The sequence below is a fragment of the Cronobacter sp. EKM101R genome, from assembly GCF_963888145.1.
In the GTDB taxonomy this organism is placed as follows: domain Bacteria; phylum Pseudomonadota; class Gammaproteobacteria; order Enterobacterales; family Enterobacteriaceae; genus Cronobacter; species Cronobacter turicensis.
Window position 1 is genome coordinate 96,881 of the sequence record NZ_CAWPHW010000003.1, and the last position, 18,853, is coordinate 115,733.

Below are 18,853 nucleotides of genomic sequence, written 5' to 3' on the forward strand. Positions count from 1 at the left end.
TAAACGCTCTGTAAACTGAACGCGTTAAGACGTTTACTTTAAGCGGCTGCGTTTTATACTGCCGGAAAATTATTAATGGAGATCCCTCCCCTGAACAGCGATACCGGATTTTATTAACGGGCAAACTCGCGACGTCACCTTCGCTGTTTGCCTCTCATGGCGGGCAGCAATGTTTTACTTCTTCTTATTGCACCCCAGGCTTTTATCCTTGTTTTATTAAGGAGTGCTTACCTATGTTTTTTATTCACACGGCGCTGTTCCCTCCGCCTTTACGTTAATTCCTTTGCGTTTTTAAACATATTCTTCAGCACGCCTTTACTTTTTAAAGGTGAAATCGCGTGCGCCTTAAAAAACCGTGGCGGCGATGCGCGGACGCGTTTCGCTGCCTGCTGAATAACAGGTGCCGGTATGGCAAAGCACAATCACAAAAACCTGAACAGCGCCGCTAAAACACAGGCGGCGATTTTTTGCATCGACGCGGCGTCCGCGGAACGCCCGGAACAAACATTAGCGCGGCTGGAAAGCAGTGAAAAAGGGCTGCCGGAAAACGAAGCCCGGGCGCGCCTTGCCGTTTATGGCCCGAATACCGTGGCGCATGACAACGCGCCGCCCGCGCTGATGCAGCTCTTACAGGCGTTCAACAACCCCTTCATCTATGTGCTGATGGCGCTGGCGGTTATCAGTTTCTTCACCGATTACGGGTATCCGTTGCGCGCCGGGCAGGAGACCGATCTGACCGGCGTGATTATCATCGTCACGATGGTGCTGTTCAGCGGCCTGCTGCGCTTCTGGCAGGAGTTTCGCACCAGTAAAGCGGCGCAGGCGCTGAAATCCATGGTCAGCACGACGGCGACCGTGTTACGCCGTACCGCCAGTCATCGCGACGGCGAAAAACGGGAAATCCCGGTCGAGGCGCTGGTGCCGGGCGACATCGTGTATCTGTCGGCAGGCGATCTGATCCCGGCGGATTTACGCCTTATCGCCTCCCGGGATCTGTTCATCAGCCAGGCGATACTGAGCGGCGAATCCCTGCCCGTGGAGAAATATGACGTTACCGGCCATGTGCAGGGCAAAGGCGTCACGGCAGATGACATCCCCGACGATAACGTCAGCCTGCTGGAGCGAGGCAATATCTGCCTGATGGGCACCAGCGTCGCGAGCGGGACTGCCTGCGGCGTGGTGGTGGCGACCGGCGCGAAAACGTATTTCGGAAAGCTTGCGAAATCGCTTGTCGGCAACCGCACCCAGACGGCGTTTGATAAAGGCGTGAACAGCGTCAGCGGGCTGCTTATTCGCTTTATGCTGGTGATGGTGCCGGTGGTGCTGCTCATTAATGGCTTCAGCAAAGGCGACTGGCTGGACGCGACGTTTTTCGCGCTGGCGGTCGCGGTGGGCCTGACGCCGGAAATGCTGCCGATGATCGTCAGCGCTAACCTGGCGAAAGGCGCGATAGTCATGGCGCGCCGCAAGGTGATTGTGAAGCATCTCAACGCGATTCAGAATTTCGGCGCGATGGATGTGCTGTGTACGGATAAAACCGGCACGCTCACCCAGGACAACATCGTGCTTGAGAAGCATCTGGACTGTCACGGCCATGACAGCCTGCCTGTGCTGTCGCTTGCCTGGCTGAACAGCGTCAACCTGAGCGGAACGCGCAACCTGATGGATCAGGCGGTGCTGGCCGCCGGGCAGGCAGCGCTTTCGTCTGCGGTGCAGTCCGGCTATTTCAAAATTGACGAGCTGCCGTTTGATTTTGTACGCCGCCGCGTTTCTGTGGTGGTGGAGCGTTATGGCGCGCATCAGCAGACGCTCATCTGCAAAGGCGCCGTCGAAGAAATGCTCGCGATATCAACGCATATTCGCGATGGCGACACGGTTTATGCGCTTGATGACGCGCGCCGCGCCGCGTTTGCGCGCTTAACGCGCCAGTACAATGCGCAGGGGTTCCGGGTGCTGGTGGTAGCGACACGCGAACTGCCGGAGCCGGGTCTTAACCATCCGCTCTGCGTGGCGGATGAAAACGGGCTGGTTATTGAAGGGATGCTGACGTTTCTCGATCCGCCGAAGGCGAGCGCGGCGCAGGCGATTTCGGCCCTCCATGCGCACGGCGTGACCGTGAAAGTGCTCACCGGCGATAACCCGCTGGTGGCGGCCAGCATTTGCCAGGCGGTCGGGATCGACAACCACGAGATCCTCACCGGCGATCGGATTGAGGAGATGGACGAGGCGCAGCTTTCAACGGCTGTCGAACACGGCGCGATTTTCGCCAAGCTGACGCCGCTGCAAAAATCCCGCATTCTGCGCGCGCTGCAAAACAACGGTCACACGGTGGGGTTCCTGGGCGATGGCATTAACGATGCGCCCGCCCTGCACGATGCGGATGTCGGTATTTCGGTCGACAGCGCGGCGGGTATCGCCAAAGCGTCGTCGGACATTATTTTGCTGGAAAAAGATCTGAGGGTACTGGAGCAGGGGGTGCTGACCGGGCGCGAGACCTTCGGCAATATCATCAAATATCTGAACATGACCGCCAGTTCGAATTTCGGCAACGTGTTTTCTGTGCTGGTGGCGAGCGCCTTTCTGCCGTTCCTGCCGATGCTTGCTATCCATCTGCTGGTGCAGAACCTGATGTACGACATTTCACAGCTCTCGCTGCCGTGGGATCGTATGGATAAGGAATTTCTGCGTCAGCCGCGCAAATGGGATGCGCAGAATATTAAGCGCTTTATGATCTGGATGGGGCCGACGTCATCGTTATTCGATATGGTGACGTTTGCGGTGATGTGGTTTGTTTTTGCCGCTACTACGCCTGCGGCGCAGTCACTTTTTCAGTCCGGCTGGTTTGTCGAAGGATTGCTGTCGCAGACGCTGGTTGTGCATATGCTGCGCACCCGGAAAATTCCGTTTATCCAGAGCCGCGCCGCGCTGCCGGTGCTGGTGACGACCGGGATCGTTATGGTCACCGGGATAGCGATTCCGTTTTCTCCGCTCGGCCATATGATTGGTCTGGTGCCCCTGCCGTGGGCGTACTTCCCGTGGCTGGCGGGGATCCTTTTCGCCTACTGCGTCGTCGTGCAGGGCATGAAACGGCTGTATATCCGCAAATTCGGCCAGTGGTTCTGAGTTATCAACCGATAAAGGGGCATGTGCCCCTTTGTTATTACCGCGCGCGCCGTTGCGTTTATTTACGTTTTATCACCTGCGAACTTCGAATTCAGCGCCCGATTTCTATATCATTCAGCCCCTGTTTGCGCCCTGTGCGTTTTTTCTTAACCGGCCTGCGAAACGGCTTCGGTACATTCTTAATCCATTAAGCTGAAATATAAACAATGACAATATCAACCCCCACGGACAGCGGCCTGCCGGCCCGTAGCCACTGGACATTCAGAGACACGCTCTGGATGCTGGGCGTTTACGGCGCTACCGTCGGCGCGGGCACGCTGTTTCTTCCTGTTGAAATCGGCACGCGCGGCCCGCTGGTTTTTCTTCTTCTGCTGGTACTGGGCATTCCGCTTTCGCTGGTGCCGCATGTGCTGATTTGCCGCGTATTTATGCGCGATAAACAGACCGATGACGGCACGCTGCCGCTGTTCGGCGCGTTTTTCGGCCCGAAGGGGAGGGCGGCGATCCGGATTTTCTTCTGCGTCGCGCATTTCCCGGTCACGCTGGTGTATGCCATCTCGCTGGTGAATGCTATCTCGGATTACCTGGTGAATCGCATGCACTTCGCGCCGGTAAATCGCGCGCTGCTGGCGTTTGTCGTCGTGGCGGGGCTGTTTCTGGCGCTCAGCAAAGGGCGCGATAAAGTCGTCAGCATGATGGGCGCGCTGGCGCTGCCGTTTGCGTTATCGCTTCTGCTGATAGCGGTGCTCCAGATCCCCGCCTGGAGCCTGGCGAATTTCAGTATGCCGCTCATTCCGGCAGGCGAGCCCATGGGCGACGCGTTGAAAAATATCTGGCTGACCTTGCCGCTCATCTCCTTCGCGCTCTGCTCCGCGCCGTTGATTGCGCCGCTGGCGTCGTACTATCGTGAAAGCGGGCATGGCGGCGAAGTGAAGTCGGTACGGGTGGTGCGCGTGGCGTATGCGCTGATTATTTTCAGCATTGTGTTCTTCGTGCTGAGTTGCCTGCTGGCAAACTCACCGGCGACGTTCGCCAGAGCGAAAGCGGAAAACCTCAATATGCTCTCGGTAATGCAGCGCCAGGGCGGTCTCGATCTGCTGTTTATCCTCGCGCCGTTTATCGCCATCGTAGGGATGACGAAATCGTTTCTCGGCGTATGCCTGCCTGTGGCGGAAACCATGACGGCGCTGATTGCCGAGCGCACCGGTATAAAAACGCGTGCGAAGACGCTCGCGTTCCTGGCGATGTTTGTCGTGACATTCGGCGTGGTTGACCTCAACCCGGACGTTATCACGCTTATCGAAACCGTCTGCGGGCCGCTGACCGCCATCTTCCTGTTTCTGATCCCGACGTACCTGATCTATACCCGTGACGCGCTGCGATCGCTGCGTGGCCCGACGGCGGTCGTGGTCGCCGCTGGCGGCCTGCTTACGGTTTCTGCGCTGCTTTACAGTACGTTCTGAAACCGCCCGTCTTCTTTTCTTTCACAAACCCCGCGTTGGCGGGGTTTTTTAATGATTTCCATCCGTATCGACACCCGTTTGCGACATAAAATTTTACCTGCCCCCATAAAAAATAACCGGACAACTTACCTTTTTATTTCCGTAATTCATACTGAGGAAAATCTTAATTCGCCAATTCACGATATAAGGAATAACTTATTTATCGATAATTATTTCGGCAGTTGACGCCTTTAAGATTTTTGCCTATCTTCACACTTAATTAAGTTTTAGCATCGCTTAACTATCCAATTCTCCTGATGATATGAGCTGGCCTTTCTTGACCTTTGAAATGCTGGCGGGAGAGTCAGACACACAATGGGGTATTCAACGAGACGCTCGTAAAACGGTAATGCGCAAAAGGTACGCAAACGCTGGTGGAATGGTCTCCGGCGTGGGGATAAGTCGTGCCCGTTAACCGGCGCCATTATTATTTTGTTACCCATTTAACCGCAGCGGTATTCAACGCCTTTTCAGAAATGAATCAGGGCGAGATTATTACTTTTGTAATTACACGCTTAAGGAAAATAAAATGACACCACCTAACAATTTGTTCACCATTGAGCCGCAACATGACCGGAAGGCGTTTTATTCTCTGTTAAAAGAGCATGGCATTCATGCCAGCGATCTGATGGGGCTGCTCGCCAGCGGAAATATTCCGGACGTGATGTATCGGGAATCAGAAATCCTCTCGGCGCTGGCGATTCTGTCATGCCGAAATACCAATAGTCTGGTCGTCTCCGGCAATGAGGGCGTCGGGAAATCCTGTTTTGTCCGCAATCTTTCCCGCTATCTGTTACAGATCCAGCCTGGCTGCCATCTGGCGGAAATAAATATGGTCTCGCTGTATGCAGGTAATACCAGTCAGGAAGAGGTAGAAAAAAAACTGGCGCTGGCGGTTGAGCTGGCCGAGCGCCATAAAGTCATTCTGTATCTCGACGGTACGCACGCGTTCACCGCAGAAAATGACCAGCTATCGGCAGGGATGCGCGTTCTTCTCTCTCTTAAGCCGTATCTGATGTCGTCGTTCCGGTGCATTATTTCCGCACCGTGCGAGGCGACGGATACCCTGAAAAATGACGCTACGTATAAAAAACGCTTCCGGTTTATAACGCTCTGCTCGCTGAATGACATGCAAAAGAAAAATGTGATCCTGCAACGTTTCGGGCATTCGCCTTTTATTGAAGATGCACTGGCGGAGTCTGGCGGCGAAACGCGGGAATTACATCAGCTTATTGAGAATATCGATTATCTGCAGTCGCTGGAGCGCGTCAAAGCGAAGCTGGAATTTACGGAGGCCTGATCGCGGCGGTGAGTTTTTCTGGCTTTTTTGACACGTAATGATGCCATCGTCACAAAAAATTTAAGATTAAACTCATCTCTTAAGTTTGCCTTAAGGTTCAGACGCTACGATAGCATCATCAGGAAAAGGGGCCATTCGCCATTATTCTGTTTACGGGCTGCCACGATGTCGGGCGGCCCTCTTTTTTTGCATTAGATTTCTGCATTCGCGCCTTTCTCTTTGATATGACTACCTTTACCCGTTTCGCTTATCCCGCTTCGTTTGCAGTAAGAAAATTTAATTAAGGGAACGTATAAGGCTTCCTGGATAATTGCCGATAGTTAGCAGATATATCCTGCCTTTCTGGCGGTGTTTGGGAGAAAATAATGACCAGTAAGCTCTCGTCGGGAAGAAAGCTTAAGACCAAAACGCTGATGCTGTTATCCATTTTCATTACGATAACCGCAGGTTTTGGCATCACGATCGGTTTATTGCTCTGGCAATCGATGTCGCAGCAGGAATATGTCGCGAAAAAACACCTGCAGCAAATCGCGCAAACGGAAACCTTACAGGTAAGCCGTCGCCTCGATACGGCCCTGATTGCCGCGCGCGATGTCGGCATCAGCGCCTGGGCGCTGCATGAATCCGGGCTTAAGGATCGTAAAGGGCTGGAGCAGTTGTTAGTCAGCTTTCTGCGCGCCCATGATGATTTCTTATCAATGTCACTGACCTTTGAACCTGACGCGTTTGACGCAAGCGACGCCACATTTGCCGGTCAGGCAGGCCAGGATCCGAAGGGACGCTACGCGCGTTATGTAGACCGCGACAGCGCAGGCAACCCGGCGCTGCATAATCTGGTGGATTATGAAACGCCCGGCAGCGGCGATTATTATGTGCTTCCGCGCCAGCGGCAGAAAGATGTCATCATCGAACCCTATATCTACCCGTATAACGGCGTGGACGTCATGCTCACCTCGATCGCCGCGCCGATTATGCGCGACGGCAAATTCCAGGGTTCGGTGACGTCGGATTTCTCGCTCGACACGCTGCAAAAGATGGTGGGAGCAATCAAACCGTGGGATGGCGTCGGCTATGCGCTGCTGCTGTCAGCAGACAACAAAGTGATCTCCGCGCCGGATAAAGCGACCATCGGCAAGCCTTATAAAGGCACCGTGACGGGCCGCGAGGTAATTCGCTATAACGATCCGGTGCTTAACGAACCGGCGTTTATCACCTGGAACACCATTGATGTGGGCAACAGCGGCACGCCGTGGAAGCTTGCGGTGGTTACGCCGGTGAGCGTCGTCATGGCCGAAGCCTGGCAGGGGCTGATCAATGCCCTCATTCTGATGGTGCTGAGTATTGCCGTCGTGAGCCTGGTGGTGGCGCTGGTCTTCACCCGCAAAGTGGCGCGCCCGGTAGGCGGCGAGCCGCTGGAAGCCTCTGAAATTGCGCTCTCCGTCGCGCATGGCAACCTGAATAATGTCATTCCGGTGCAGCAGGGCGATACCTGGAGCATCTTTTATGCGTTGAGTACGATGCAGTCGCGACTGCGTGAGATCGTCGGCGATATCAGCGATGCCAGCCACTCTGTGCGCGCCGGGAGCAGTGAAATCGCTGCGGGCAATACCGATCTGGCGTCCCGCACCGAAGAGCAGGCGGCGGCGATTGTTGAGACGGCCGCCAGCATGGAAGAGATTTCCGCGACCGTGAAAAACAACGCCGAGAGCGCCGGACGTGCGATTGTGCTGACGGAACACGCGAAGAATATCGCGGGCGCAGGCGAGGCCCTGGTGGATCGCGTGGTGCATGTGATGTCGCAGGTGGATGAGAGCTCGCAGAAAATCAGCGATATCACCAGCATCATCGACAGCATCGCCTTCCAGACCAACATCCTGGCGCTGAACGCCGCGGTGGAAGCGGCACGTGCCGGTGAACAGGGGCGCGGCTTCGCGGTCGTTGCCGGTGAAGTGCGCACGCTCGCCAGCCGCAGCGCGAACGCGGCGAAAGAGATCTCTCAGCTGATCACGGAATCGACCGGCCGCGTCGGGCAGGGCGTGACGCTGGTCAATGAAACGGGCTCCACGATGAAACAAATCATCGACGCGGTGAGCAGCGTGCACCTGGCGATTAACGAAATCGTACGGGCGCTGGATGAACAGACCCGCGGGGTGGATCAGATAAGCGTGGCGGTGAACCAGATGGACAGCGTGACCCAGCAGAACGCCTCGCTGGTGCAGCAGGTTTCCGCGGCGGCGATGTCGCTCGAAGAGCAGGCGAAAGCGCTGGAAACCGCGCTGGCGTTCTTCAGTACGCACCAGCAGACGGCCTGACGAAGAAACGCCCCAGACTCGCCGCACAGGGTTCGCCTTGTGCGGCTTTTTACTTTGATTTCCACAGTGTAATGCACGCCAGCGATGCCCGTGCAATCCCCTGATCTGGTATGTATTAACCCTGAATGTCGAGGGGTAAAATTTCTGCGCTCCATTCACAGCGGTGATGATGCACAGGCCACATCTGCCCGCCTTAATTCGGCAGAACGATAACTTTTCAGGATGAAATCTATGACGCGTTACGGAGTGATAGTCGTGGCTGTGGCCGCGGTATTAGCGGGATGCGCGACCAGAACGTCGCCGGAAATACATGCGCGGCACTATGTGCTGCAGGGAATGGAATCGCACGACGCGAATTTAAGAGTGGATACCGCGGGCAGCATCGCCGCGTTTCTGCCCGCGTTTACCAGCGTCTATAATCAGGGCAAAACTGATAAAGCGCAGGGGCGCGATGCCGCTTGGGCAGAGCGTCAGGCTAAAGCTTACCGCGACGATGCCTGCGGTATGCAGACCACCAGTGAATTTGCCAATCATCGCGGCCAGTTCCTCGATGACAACACCAGCCCGCGCGAAAAACGGATGCTGGGTGACGATTTGGCGCAGACTTATCTGGACGGGTTTTACGGCCGGTGAGGGTAGATGCGGCAGCGTCGATAACCATACCGGCTGGCTGTCATCATTGGTTATTTCGCTGCTGGGCCTGGGTAAACGCAGGACGGGAAAAGGCACGATTCACGTAATTTTCGAGCGTCTCGCCAAGCGTAATGCCGCCCAGTTTTGCCCAGAAAAGCGTATGCGACATAAAAATATCGGCCAGCGTAAAATCATCGCCTGCTATCCACGGCGCGTTGTCCGCTAAATCCACCATCGCCACTGCTTTTGCAGCTTCGGTTTTGAAGTAATGTGTCAGTGCGGCGGACCGCTGCGCTTCCGGCACAAAAATCATCTGTTTAAGTAAATTCCATACCGGCGATTCCAGATCCGTTAAGGCGAAACTGATCCAGCCGTTTATCGCGGCACGTCGGGCGGGATCGGCGGGAAAGAGCGCGGTGGCAGGCTGTTTTTCGCAAAGCCAGGTGCAGATGGCCAGGGTCTCGCAGATGGAAATGTCGCCATCTGTCAAAAACGGGACTTTACCGCGCGGATGCGGCGACGGGACCTCCGGTGTGTCGCAAAGAATATCGGCTTTAATGGACTCATACGGCACGCCCAGTTCTTCAAGCGTCCAAAGCACTCTGAGCGAACGGCTCTTAGGATAAGTATAAACAATCACGTAGCGTCTCCTGTTGGCGTAGCGGTGGCGTTACTTTTTACGTTTACTCACGGCAATACAATATCAACGTTGTCAGTCACCATTACCAGTAAAAGCATACAATAAACGCCTTGTTGATAGTTACAACATACAATAATGGCGGATTGAATAGCCACTGAAACCATACGCGCCGTTCTGAAGCGCCTGTGTCGCTTCCGCCCACAGTTGCGGCGTCAGATTCGTTCCTGAAACCACAGAGCCCGCAACCACCCATTGCCGGGCCGCCCGTGCCCGCCCGAAGGGCGGGTAAACCTGATTCGTATTAATGTATGTTGTAACTACACCGCCAGGCGGCTCCTGCGGACCCGCAGGCCGGAGATACGGTCTGACTGCGTCAGCCCCACTCCGAAGGTGCAGGCGCACGTACTCTTCGCTGTCAGGGCGTTTGGTCTGGCAGGATGAATATGGTGGGTTAACCGCCTGTGCCATGGCGCCGTCTCAAAAGCCTGCGGGCATAGCGTCCTATACTACGAGCAGTACATGAGATCCGGGCATAAGAGACCTTACGAAGAAACAGAACATTACGCAGGAGTTCACTATGTCAGCAGAACAGACCTTAAAAGCGGTACGCGGCAGTTTTATCGATTTCACCCGCGTCGTTGAAAACCCGGTGGAGATAGCCCCGGCGCTGCGGTTTATTGAGGATGGGTTACTGCTGATTCGACACGGGAAAATCGAATGGTTTGGTGAATGGGAAGCAGGAAAACAACAAATCCCGGCGGCGGTTCGGGTGCGCGATTATCGGGGAAAGCTGGTGGTGCCGGGTTTTGTCGATACCCATATTCATTATCCGCAAAGCGAAATAGTGGGGGCGTATGGCGAGCAGCTGCTGGACTGGCTGAATAAATACACGTTTCCCGCCGAGCGACGCTACGAAGATCTGGAATATACGCGCGAAATGTCGGCTTTTTTCATCAAACAGCTATTACGTAACGGCACCACGACGGCGCTGGTTTTTGGTTCGGTGCATCAGCAATCAGTGGATGCGCTGTTTGAAGCGGCAAGTCAGATTAATATGCGCCTCATTGCCGGTAAGGTAATGATGGATCGCAACGCGCCAGAGTATCTGCTGGATGATCCGCAACGCAGTTATGAAGAGAGCAAAGCGTTAATTGCGCGCTGGCACAAAAAGCAGCGCCTGCTCTATGCCATCACGCCGCGTTTCGCCCCCACCTCGTCACCGGAACAGATGGCGATGGCGCAGCGCCTGCGAGAAGAGTACCCGGACACCTGGTTTCAGACGCATTTATCAGAAAATAAAGATGAAATTGCCTGGGTGAAAGCGCTTTATCCTGAGCATGACGGCTATCTCGATGTCTATCATCAGTACGGTTTAACCGGCCAACGCTGCGTCTTTGCCCACTGCGTTCATCTGGAAGAAAACGAGTGGGACCGCCTGAGCGAAACCGGATCCAGTATTGCTTTCTGCCCTACCTCTAATCTCTACCTTGGCAGCGGGCTGTTTAATCTGCCCAAAGCGTGGCATAAAAAAGTGAAAGTAGGCATGGGGACGGACATCGGCGCCGGCACGACCTTCAACATGCTGCAAACGCTGAACGAAGCTTACAAGGTCGGGCAATTGCAGGGGTATCCCTTGTCCGCTTATGAAGCGTTCTATCTCGCGACACTGGGCGGCGCGAGGGCGCTCGGGCTCGACGACCTTATCGGCAATTTTACGCCCGGCAAAGAGGCCGATTTTGTGGTCCTGGAACCCACCTCAACACCGCTTCAGCAGCTGCGCTATGACAATTCTGTGACCCTGTTTGATAAGTTATTCGTGATGATGACGCTCGGTGACGATCGCGCGATATACCGCACTTATGTCGATGGCCGGGTCGCGTATGAGCGCGCCTGACTGACAGGCCGCTTGCGAAAAAACACGGGCCGCGTTAGCCCGCGTTGTTCAGGCACGCCACATATTTTTCGGCGGAACGACGCACTATCTCGCTGGCGCTGGCCGTGATTTCACGGCCTTCAAACGCGCCGTACAGCCTAGAGAATTTCACGCTGTCCAGCTTCCTGGTCATCGCGCTGACAGTCGTGGCAGGCAGCGGCAGCATATTCGGGTAACTCCACATAAACGAGACGCCATTTGCGCCCGGCGTCACCTGCAAAATGTCGCCGGTCAGCAGCAGGCCGTCGCCGCGCGCGTCATGCAGCACACAGCCGCCCGTAAAGTGCCCGCCCAGATTTATCACACTCACATCATCCGTAAGCGTCAGGTTGTCACCTTCCCAGAGCTGGATATGCGGGCTGCCTCGCATGATCCACTCCCGGTCGCTGGCATGCAGGTAAACCGGCGCGTCGAAGGCGGCCGCCCAGTCCTGCATGGTGGTGTAAAAGTGCGGATGCGAAATGGCGACAGCCATCAGCCCGCCGAGCGCGGTAACCAGCGTTTTGGTCGCCTCATCCAGCGTGGCGATGCAGTCCCAGAGGATATTGCCTTGCGGCGTGCGCAGCAGAAACGCACGCTGGCCAATGGCAAAGTCCGGCACCGTCTGGATGCTGAAAAGATCGGGAGTATGCTGCTTCCACTTACACGAATGGGAGGCGAGAAGGGTGTCGGCCTCTACCCACTGCTGGCCCGTCACTGGCACAAATTGCCGCTCATCGTCGCAAATGTCGCACCGCTGTGGCCGGGAGCCACTCACCTGGTAAGACGTGCCGCAGGCTTTACACAATATGATCATTACATCCCTCTCTGTTCCGGAAATCACGGTAACAACCAGCGTTTCGGCGTAACGCATTTACGCCTTCCGATATAAACCATAGAGCAAACTCATAAGACCATTGCTGTAAAAGCGCCCATGAAGACGTGCCGCAGGATACCCCGCGCTCACTTAAATAAATTTAATATTTTTGGGAATCAGCAGGATACGAAAAAGCGCGCGGCGTGGGCTAATTATTGGCTCCCTGGTTGCCGATATTCGTTTTGCCGGTTTGATTTAAGCACTGGCTCCATACAGCGAAAAGAGGCACCCGAGGAAACACTTCATGTCCATTACACAACGTCTTATGCTGACGTTCTCACTTCTCTCAGCCGCGCTGATCGCTATGGTGATCACGTCGGTGGTGGTCGTCAGCAATTTTCAGGCAAGGTTTCAGTACGTCCAGGAAAACACGCTTCCGTCGGTGCTTGATATCGGCAAAATGATTGATGGCAGTAATACATTGATTATCTGGCTTTATCGCCACCAGAGCGCGACAGAGGCTACCCGCCAGTCGCAGATCGAAAAAGAGATCGATACCGTTATCAACCGTATCACTACGCTGAATCAGTACTACCTGCAGAACGAAATTTCGAGCGAGGAAGACAAGCAGATCTCTGAAGATGCCAGTGCGATGATTCAGACGCTACAGTCTCGTCTACCGGCGTTCCTTGAAAGCTCCCGTACGCACGACAACGCCACCGCGCTGGCGGCATTGCGTGAGGATAACGGCGTCGGCGGCGCGGCGCGTCAGCTCATCGCCCTGTATCAGAAACAGCTGGGAGTTAATGAAGCAGTAGGCAAAACGCTGCGTCAGGAAAACGATCGCTCCTATAGTCAGACGCTGTGGGGCCTGATTGGCACCTCAACTGTCGTCATCATTATCCTCGGCTTTTTCACGCTGAAGACCATTTTCTCAATTCGCAACCAGCTCAACAGCATGCGCCAGACGCTGGAAGCTTCCAGTGAGCGCCTGGATCTGACCCTGCGCGCCGACGACTCCCGCAAGGACGAGATTGGACTGACGGCGAAAGCGTACAACACGCTGGCGGCGAATGTCGCTTCCTCGCTCGCCGCGGTGGAAGCGTCTGCACAGTCGGTAAGTTCCGCGTCCGGGCAGATTTCAGCCGGCAACGAAGATCTCTCGTCGCGTACGGAAGAGCAGGCCGCCTCGCTGGAGCAGACCGCAGCCAGCATGTCTGAGCTCAGCGAAACCGTGCGTCAGACTGCGGAAAACACCCAGCTTGCCAGCCAGCTTGCGAAAAACGCGCGTGATATCTCTGAAGACAGCCAGTCACGCGTCAATACCATGTTGAGCACGATGGGCAATATTCGCGACAGTTCAGCGAAAATTACCGATATCATCGCGCTTATCGAAGGCATCGCTTTCCAGACCAACATCCTGGCGCTCAACGCGGCGGTGGAAGCCGCCCGCGCCGGCGAGCAGGGCAGAGGCTTTGCCGTGGTGGCCGGTGAAGTTCGCACGCTGGCGCAGCGTTCATCATCGTCCGCGCGTGAAATTAAAGAGCTGATTGAGAACTCGATGCAGTACGTCGAGGCGGGTTCAGCGCAGGCGGAAGGCGTTGGCCAGAATATCGGCAAAATGAACGAAGCTGTGCGTCAGGTGACGGATATTGTCGATGAGATCTCTGTGGCCGCGCAGGAGCAGTCTCAGGGTATTAACCAGGTTCATCTGGCCGTCAATCAGATGGACGACGTGACCCAGCAGAACGCCGCGCTGGTTGAGCAAGCATCGGCGGCCTCACAGTCACTGATGGAACAGGCCGCATCCCTGAATCAGCTGGTCGGCGCGTTTACCATTGCGGCGAACAGCCACGCGAAAAGCGCGGCGCGTCAGGCCGCCGCTCCGGTTACGCCTATCAAAACGCTGCGACCGGTACCTGCCGCCGCCGCGGTATCTGATAACGACTGGCAGAGCTTCTGATTAAAAGCCGCGATCGCTACGCCGGGCGAAGTAAAAGCCTGTCACGCTGTCGCCGGTTAAACTACGCCCGGTGCATTGATAACTCAGTGCTCCGGGCTTTTTTGTGGACGGTTACCGGACATCCAGCATGTCCTCGACCATAAAATCGAACAGCATAGACTGGAAATAAAAAAGCCGCATAAGCGGCTTTTTTATGAGCAGAATGAGAACATTATTTTAACGGATTACCGAACGCCTTAAGGTAAATCTCACCAAAGCGATAAGAGGCGTAATCAGTCAGATGACCTGCATCCCGGTAGATGGTCACTCCATCGATGTTAGTTACACAGGTGTCGCTGATACATTGCGCAGATTTAGCATCGATAAAGGATAACGAAGGGAATTCATTTTTCATTCTCTTCATCAAATCTAACGTCCACGCTATTTCAGGGCTTTTCGGATCCTGCGCATCGCATTCATTAGCATCATAGGCATAACGATGGATCACGTGCCGGTTGATACAGGTTTCATAATTCTCGGGCATCTGAGCAATGGTGAACATCACGACAGGTTTAGCACCCGATGCGGTAATAATTTTAAGCGCGTTACGCAACGCAATTTCATAACGTTGTTGCGTTAACGCTTCGTTTCGCGCATCGCCATCAGCATTAATCAGATGCGGGCCTTGCGCATAGCGTGACCATACATGACCGAGGATCACATAGTCATAATGGTTTTTACGAATGTACTCATAGTACTTTTCCGTATTGTCATGACACGTCTGGTACTTTATCCCTTTGAATTTCCACCAGTCGTACTGGTAGATACCCGGCAATGCCAGACAGGACGATGTTGTCAGCGAATACATTTTCACATGGGCATCTTTCGCTACGACATCAAAGAATCCCCAAAAATGATTAGCATTTGAATCGCCCATTAAAAATGCCGTTTTCTTACTATCTTCATCGCCAAAATGACAAACAGACAGGTTCTGTTTACCGCTGTGGCAATCCTCGCGACGCTTCGCATGAAGATAGGCATCGTACTGCAAATTAAATGCACGGTTATATTCGGCATTAAAGCGCTGAGGCAATCCGTTATATTTTTCGGACAGTGAGTATAACACCATGGATATCACTATCGGGGCAACAACGAGAATGGCGATCGTTTTCCATGCCGAGAGACGAACACGTCTGAATCGATTTTCGATACCATGATAACAGAGGATAGCCAGCACCAGCGTCAAGCCAAGCGCCATACAGAGCGTCTCACCCTTGAGGGGATAACCCAGATAGTGCAGAGTCGCGAAAACTGGCCAGTGCCATAAATACAGAGAATAAGATATTTTCCCCAGATAGTTAATCGGGGCAAACGTCAGCATCCCATTCACGAAAGCGCCACGGCAAAAAAATATCATCGCCGTCGCAAGGCAAACCAAAAGGGTATATTCGTTCGGATAAAAATCCACCGAAATATCTCTGGCTGCGATCCATAGTATCAACGCGAGCGCCACGACAGCCACAAGGTTCTGCTGCGTTTTCCCGGTAAGTTTTAGCTTTGGCTGAAGTAGCGAAGCGCTGCCGCCGATCAGAAACTCAAACGCACGCATTCCCAGCGAGTAATAATGCTGTCCATGCGTTAACAGATTAGACATTATCATCGCCAGCGAAGCGAACACCGTCAACGCAAGCCACCCCAGAAGCACCCTTCTCCCGGTTTTATCCGCGTCATCTTTACGGGTAAACACGACAAGTAATGTGGCTATCAGCGCAAAGAAAAAATACCACTGCCATTCGATAGCCAATGACCATGTGTGGATTAGCAGAAATGCATCAGCATCCGGAGAAGCATACGTAGCGCTTTGCTTATCAAAAAACTGATTCGACAGAAATAGCGAAGTATATTTGGCGCTTTTAGTAAATACCTGATAGTCAGCAGGGATATAACAGTATGAAGCGATAAGTATTGTCGCGATCAGTACTGTAATGAATGCAGGCTGTAATCGCCATAACCGGCCTGCAACAAAATTAGCGAATGAGAATTTCTTATTCTCAATATCACGGACTACTTTTCCGGTAATCAAATAACCAGAAATAGTGAAGAAAATATCAACACCAATAAAACCAGACGGAAAATAAGAAATCCCGGCATGGAACAAGATAACAAGGACAACCGCGACAGCACGAAGTCCGTCTATATCCCCTCGATAAGCGTCCTGATATGAGAGGCTTTTTGACGGGTTCATTAAAGATAATTCCATGTGAAAGAAACGCCTTACTTATGAATATAAATCTTATTAAATTTTGTAAAAAATTTCGCGATCCTGTCACATTCTACAACATTATGAATTTAAGTCACTTCTTAAATTTGGGGGGGTATTCGGCCTGAAGAATGTTTTAAGATCGCTTGAGTAGATACTTAAGCAGATAATTTATGGAAACCAACCGATGGGTAAAGGTACTTAATGATGGAAATCATCCTCATGCGCCACGGCAGGCCTGCTTTAACGAGCCCGGACTCGCTTCTGGCCCGTGATATGCCAGAATGGATTACGCGTTATGATCTGGCCGGAACGGGAAACGACTTACCGCCTGAGACAAGTCGTGCGTTAGCTGACAGAGCAGGCATTGTCATCAGTAGTGATTTACCCCGCTCGCTTTCTTCACTAAAAGCGCTCGGTTGTGAGCCGATGCACACCGATGCGTTATACCGGGAGGCTGAACTGCCCGTTTATGGCGTAGGCGGGCTGCGTCTGTCGCCTTTGGCCTGGAGCGGGATTTTTCGTGTGCTATGGCTGTGCGGGGTATCGGGTCACGCTGAAACACTGCAAGGCGCAAAACAGCGAGCGGTGAAAGCCGCAGAAAATCTGGCAACGCTTGCCGGTAATGCGGAAAGCCCGGTGCTGCTGATGGGGCATGGCATCATGAATCGTTTGATTGCCCGTATACTTCTCCGTCAGGGCTGGCGTGAAATCCGCAAACCGGATAAAGGCTACTGGGGCGCAGGGGTCTATCGTCGTGCGGAATAACGGAGCCCTTCAGTATGGGCTCATTATCTGGAATCGCTTGTAGGAACTGTACATGGCGTAACGGCCCATAACAGGAATCGGGAAATGGCCATACCACGGGCTTAGCTGCAATTGCGCGATGAGATCGCTGGTCTGGGCGACAGCATCCAGATAGATTGCAGAAACCAGCCCGGTGCGGTTAGCGCCATGATCGCAGTGAATCAGGAGGGGCCGCGGCAGCGTTTTCATCAGCTCCGCCAGTTTTTCCGCCTCCCTGACGCTGATTTCTTTGCTGGAACTCAGCGGGTAATCCACCAGTTGAATACCGTGAACGTCAGCTGAGGCCTTTTCCTGCTCATACCAGTCGCCGCGTGGCTCATCACGAAGATTAAGGATAGTGCGGATATGATACCGCTCGCTGTATTCAGCGATATCCGTTGCGTCTGGTTGCGCAGAGCGGTACAGCTCACCTTCAATCACTTCATGAAAATTGCCGGTGAGCTGTTCGTATCCGGCATGCAGGCCAGTCAGCGCCAGCACCGCTGCGACCAGTAAACCAAGCCGCTTACCGGTGCGGCGAAACGCGCCGACCCAGCCCTTCCTGCCTTTTGGCGCGCGATTTACACGTCTGTCACCCAGGAGCCTGCTGGTTTTTTTTAGTGCAATGTCGGTTTCATTAACGATATTTTTATGAAGCCGCTTAAAGGGAAATACAAAGAACAGCCACAGTTGATAACGCGCGTGATCGCGTTCGCTCAGCGTGACGACAGGGGTCTTAAGACGGGCATACGCGCTTTTTTTAAAACGCTTAAGGACAGAGCTGTCCACGCCGCAATATTTCAGACCAACGGTGCGGTGATCGCGGACAACATGAACATGTTTGCTGAACGGGATACGGCGGATAGCAAGGGTAAAAGCGATAGGCCCGGTCGTGCTCAGCACGCCTTTCATACCAATCCCATATGTTGCGGGTTGATAATTTTTTATCCGGCTCGTCACTTCATCAATGACTTCACGCAGCCACGGCGAACGAGGCGCCGCAATGACATTCCACTGCTGGTATTCTCCATGCGGCAGTTCCGCGAGTTCTTTGTGCAGACCTTTTTTATGATCCTGTCCGCCAGGCTGGTTATCCCAGTGGAAAAGCATCAGTTCGCAATCGGCTGGGATAACCTCATCAAGCGGACGTGAACAAAAGCTTTTTACATCAAGATAGACACCGCCTTCCTGGTAAATCACCAGATAACGGAACAGATCGGCCCGCGCCGCGCCATATTCAGGGTTAATTCGCTGGTACAGCGCCAGCATATCCTCGCCAAAATGCGTTTCGATCCAGGCAAGAATCGCCGGCTCATCATAGAAGCGATACTCATAATCCGGGTTAAGATTGCGTAGTTGTTCAGTCAGCGCCCGGATTTCTTCCGGCAAACGCTGCCAACCGGCAGTGTAAACCTGGTGAATAACCCGCGGTATTTTTCTCATCTTTCGCCCTTTTCTGCTCCGTTCTGACGCAACCGGTAGAGTAATGATAAAGCGTGAACATCTTGTTACTGATTTGACATAACTCCTGGCGGCAAGTTTCGCCACGCTAAAAATTTATACGAACCGCGGCGCAGTGAAATGAGACAAAAGATACAAATGAAAAGGGCGTGCTGCTGATGACAC

At 53.7% G+C, this 18,853-nt stretch carries 12 protein-coding genes; 8 read left to right on the forward strand and 4 right to left on the reverse strand.

The window, feature by feature from the left end:
* Positions 1–408: 408 nt before the first annotated feature.
* The 5 genes from mgtA (at position 409) to AACV31_RS05000 (ending at position 8,870) form a co-directional block, all read left to right on the forward strand.
* Positions 409–3,123, forward strand: a complete 2,715-nt coding sequence (mgtA, locus tag AACV31_RS04980; protein WP_165156330.1) for a magnesium-translocating P-type ATPase — start codon at positions 409–411, stop codon at positions 3,121–3,123.
* Positions 3,124–3,329: 206 nt separating this feature from the next.
* Positions 3,330–4,586, forward strand: a complete 1,257-nt coding sequence (locus tag AACV31_RS04985) for an AAA family ATPase (protein WP_185155296.1) — start codon at positions 3,330–3,332, stop codon at positions 4,584–4,586.
* Positions 4,587–5,154: 568 nt separating this feature from the next.
* Positions 5,155–5,925: an AAA family ATPase gene (locus AACV31_RS04990; RefSeq protein ID WP_165156328.1), complete on the forward strand. Its 771-nt coding sequence runs from the start codon at positions 5,155–5,157 to the stop codon at positions 5,923–5,925.
* A 365-nt stretch (positions 5,926–6,290) separates the two neighbouring features.
* Positions 6,291–8,237, forward strand: a complete 1,947-nt coding sequence (locus tag AACV31_RS04995) for a methyl-accepting chemotaxis protein (protein WP_105538834.1) — start codon at positions 6,291–6,293, stop codon at positions 8,235–8,237.
* A gap of 231 nt (positions 8,238–8,468) precedes the next feature.
* Complete coding sequence (locus AACV31_RS05000) at positions 8,469–8,870, forward strand: Exc2 family lipoprotein (protein ID WP_165156326.1); 402 nt, start codon at positions 8,469–8,471, stop codon at positions 8,868–8,870.
* A 43-nt stretch (positions 8,871–8,913) separates the two neighbouring features.
* Here AACV31_RS05000 and AACV31_RS05005 read toward each other — a convergent pair whose 3' ends face one another.
* Positions 8,914–9,510, reverse strand: a complete 597-nt coding sequence (locus AACV31_RS05005) for a glutathione S-transferase family protein (protein WP_007767706.1) — start codon at positions 9,508–9,510, stop codon at positions 8,914–8,916.
* A 577-nt stretch (positions 9,511–10,087) separates the two neighbouring features.
* On the opposite strand from AACV31_RS05005, the gene guaD reads away from it, so the two are divergent.
* Positions 10,088–11,404 (forward strand): guanine deaminase, encoded by a 1,317-nt coding sequence (gene guaD, locus AACV31_RS05010; protein ID WP_165156324.1) that lies wholly within the window; start codon positions 10,088–10,090, stop codon positions 11,402–11,404.
* Positions 11,405–11,438: 34 nt separating this feature from the next.
* Here guaD and AACV31_RS05015 read toward each other — a convergent pair whose 3' ends face one another.
* Complete coding sequence (locus AACV31_RS05015; protein WP_165156322.1) at positions 11,439–12,239, reverse strand: MBL fold metallo-hydrolase; 801 nt, start codon at positions 12,237–12,239, stop codon at positions 11,439–11,441.
* A 304-nt stretch (positions 12,240–12,543) separates the two neighbouring features.
* Between AACV31_RS05015 and AACV31_RS05020 the strand changes: the two genes are divergently transcribed.
* A complete protein-coding gene (locus AACV31_RS05020) occupies positions 12,544–14,202 on the forward strand; it encodes a methyl-accepting chemotaxis protein (protein WP_165156320.1) in 1,659 nt (552 codons plus the stop codon).
* A 211-nt stretch (positions 14,203–14,413) separates the two neighbouring features.
* Here AACV31_RS05020 and AACV31_RS05025 read toward each other — a convergent pair whose 3' ends face one another.
* Complete coding sequence (locus AACV31_RS05025) at positions 14,414–16,441, reverse strand: acyltransferase family protein (RefSeq protein WP_185155297.1); 2,028 nt, start codon at positions 16,439–16,441, stop codon at positions 14,414–14,416.
* A gap of 204 nt (positions 16,442–16,645) precedes the next feature.
* Here AACV31_RS05025 and AACV31_RS05030 point away from each other — a divergent pair, with 204 nt between their 5' ends.
* Positions 16,646–17,209 carry a histidine phosphatase family protein gene (locus AACV31_RS05030; RefSeq protein WP_165156318.1) on the forward strand — a complete coding sequence of 188 codons (564 nt, stop codon included), beginning with the start codon at positions 16,646–16,648 and terminating at the stop codon, positions 17,207–17,209.
* Between the two features lie 9 nt (positions 17,210–17,218).
* Here the strand turns inward: AACV31_RS05030 and AACV31_RS05035 are convergent, their stop codons facing one another.
* On the reverse strand, positions 17,219–18,670 hold the full coding sequence (locus tag AACV31_RS05035; RefSeq protein WP_165156316.1) for a glycosyltransferase: 1,452 nt from the start codon (positions 18,668–18,670) through the stop codon (positions 17,219–17,221).
* Positions 18,671–18,853 lie beyond the last annotated feature (183 nt).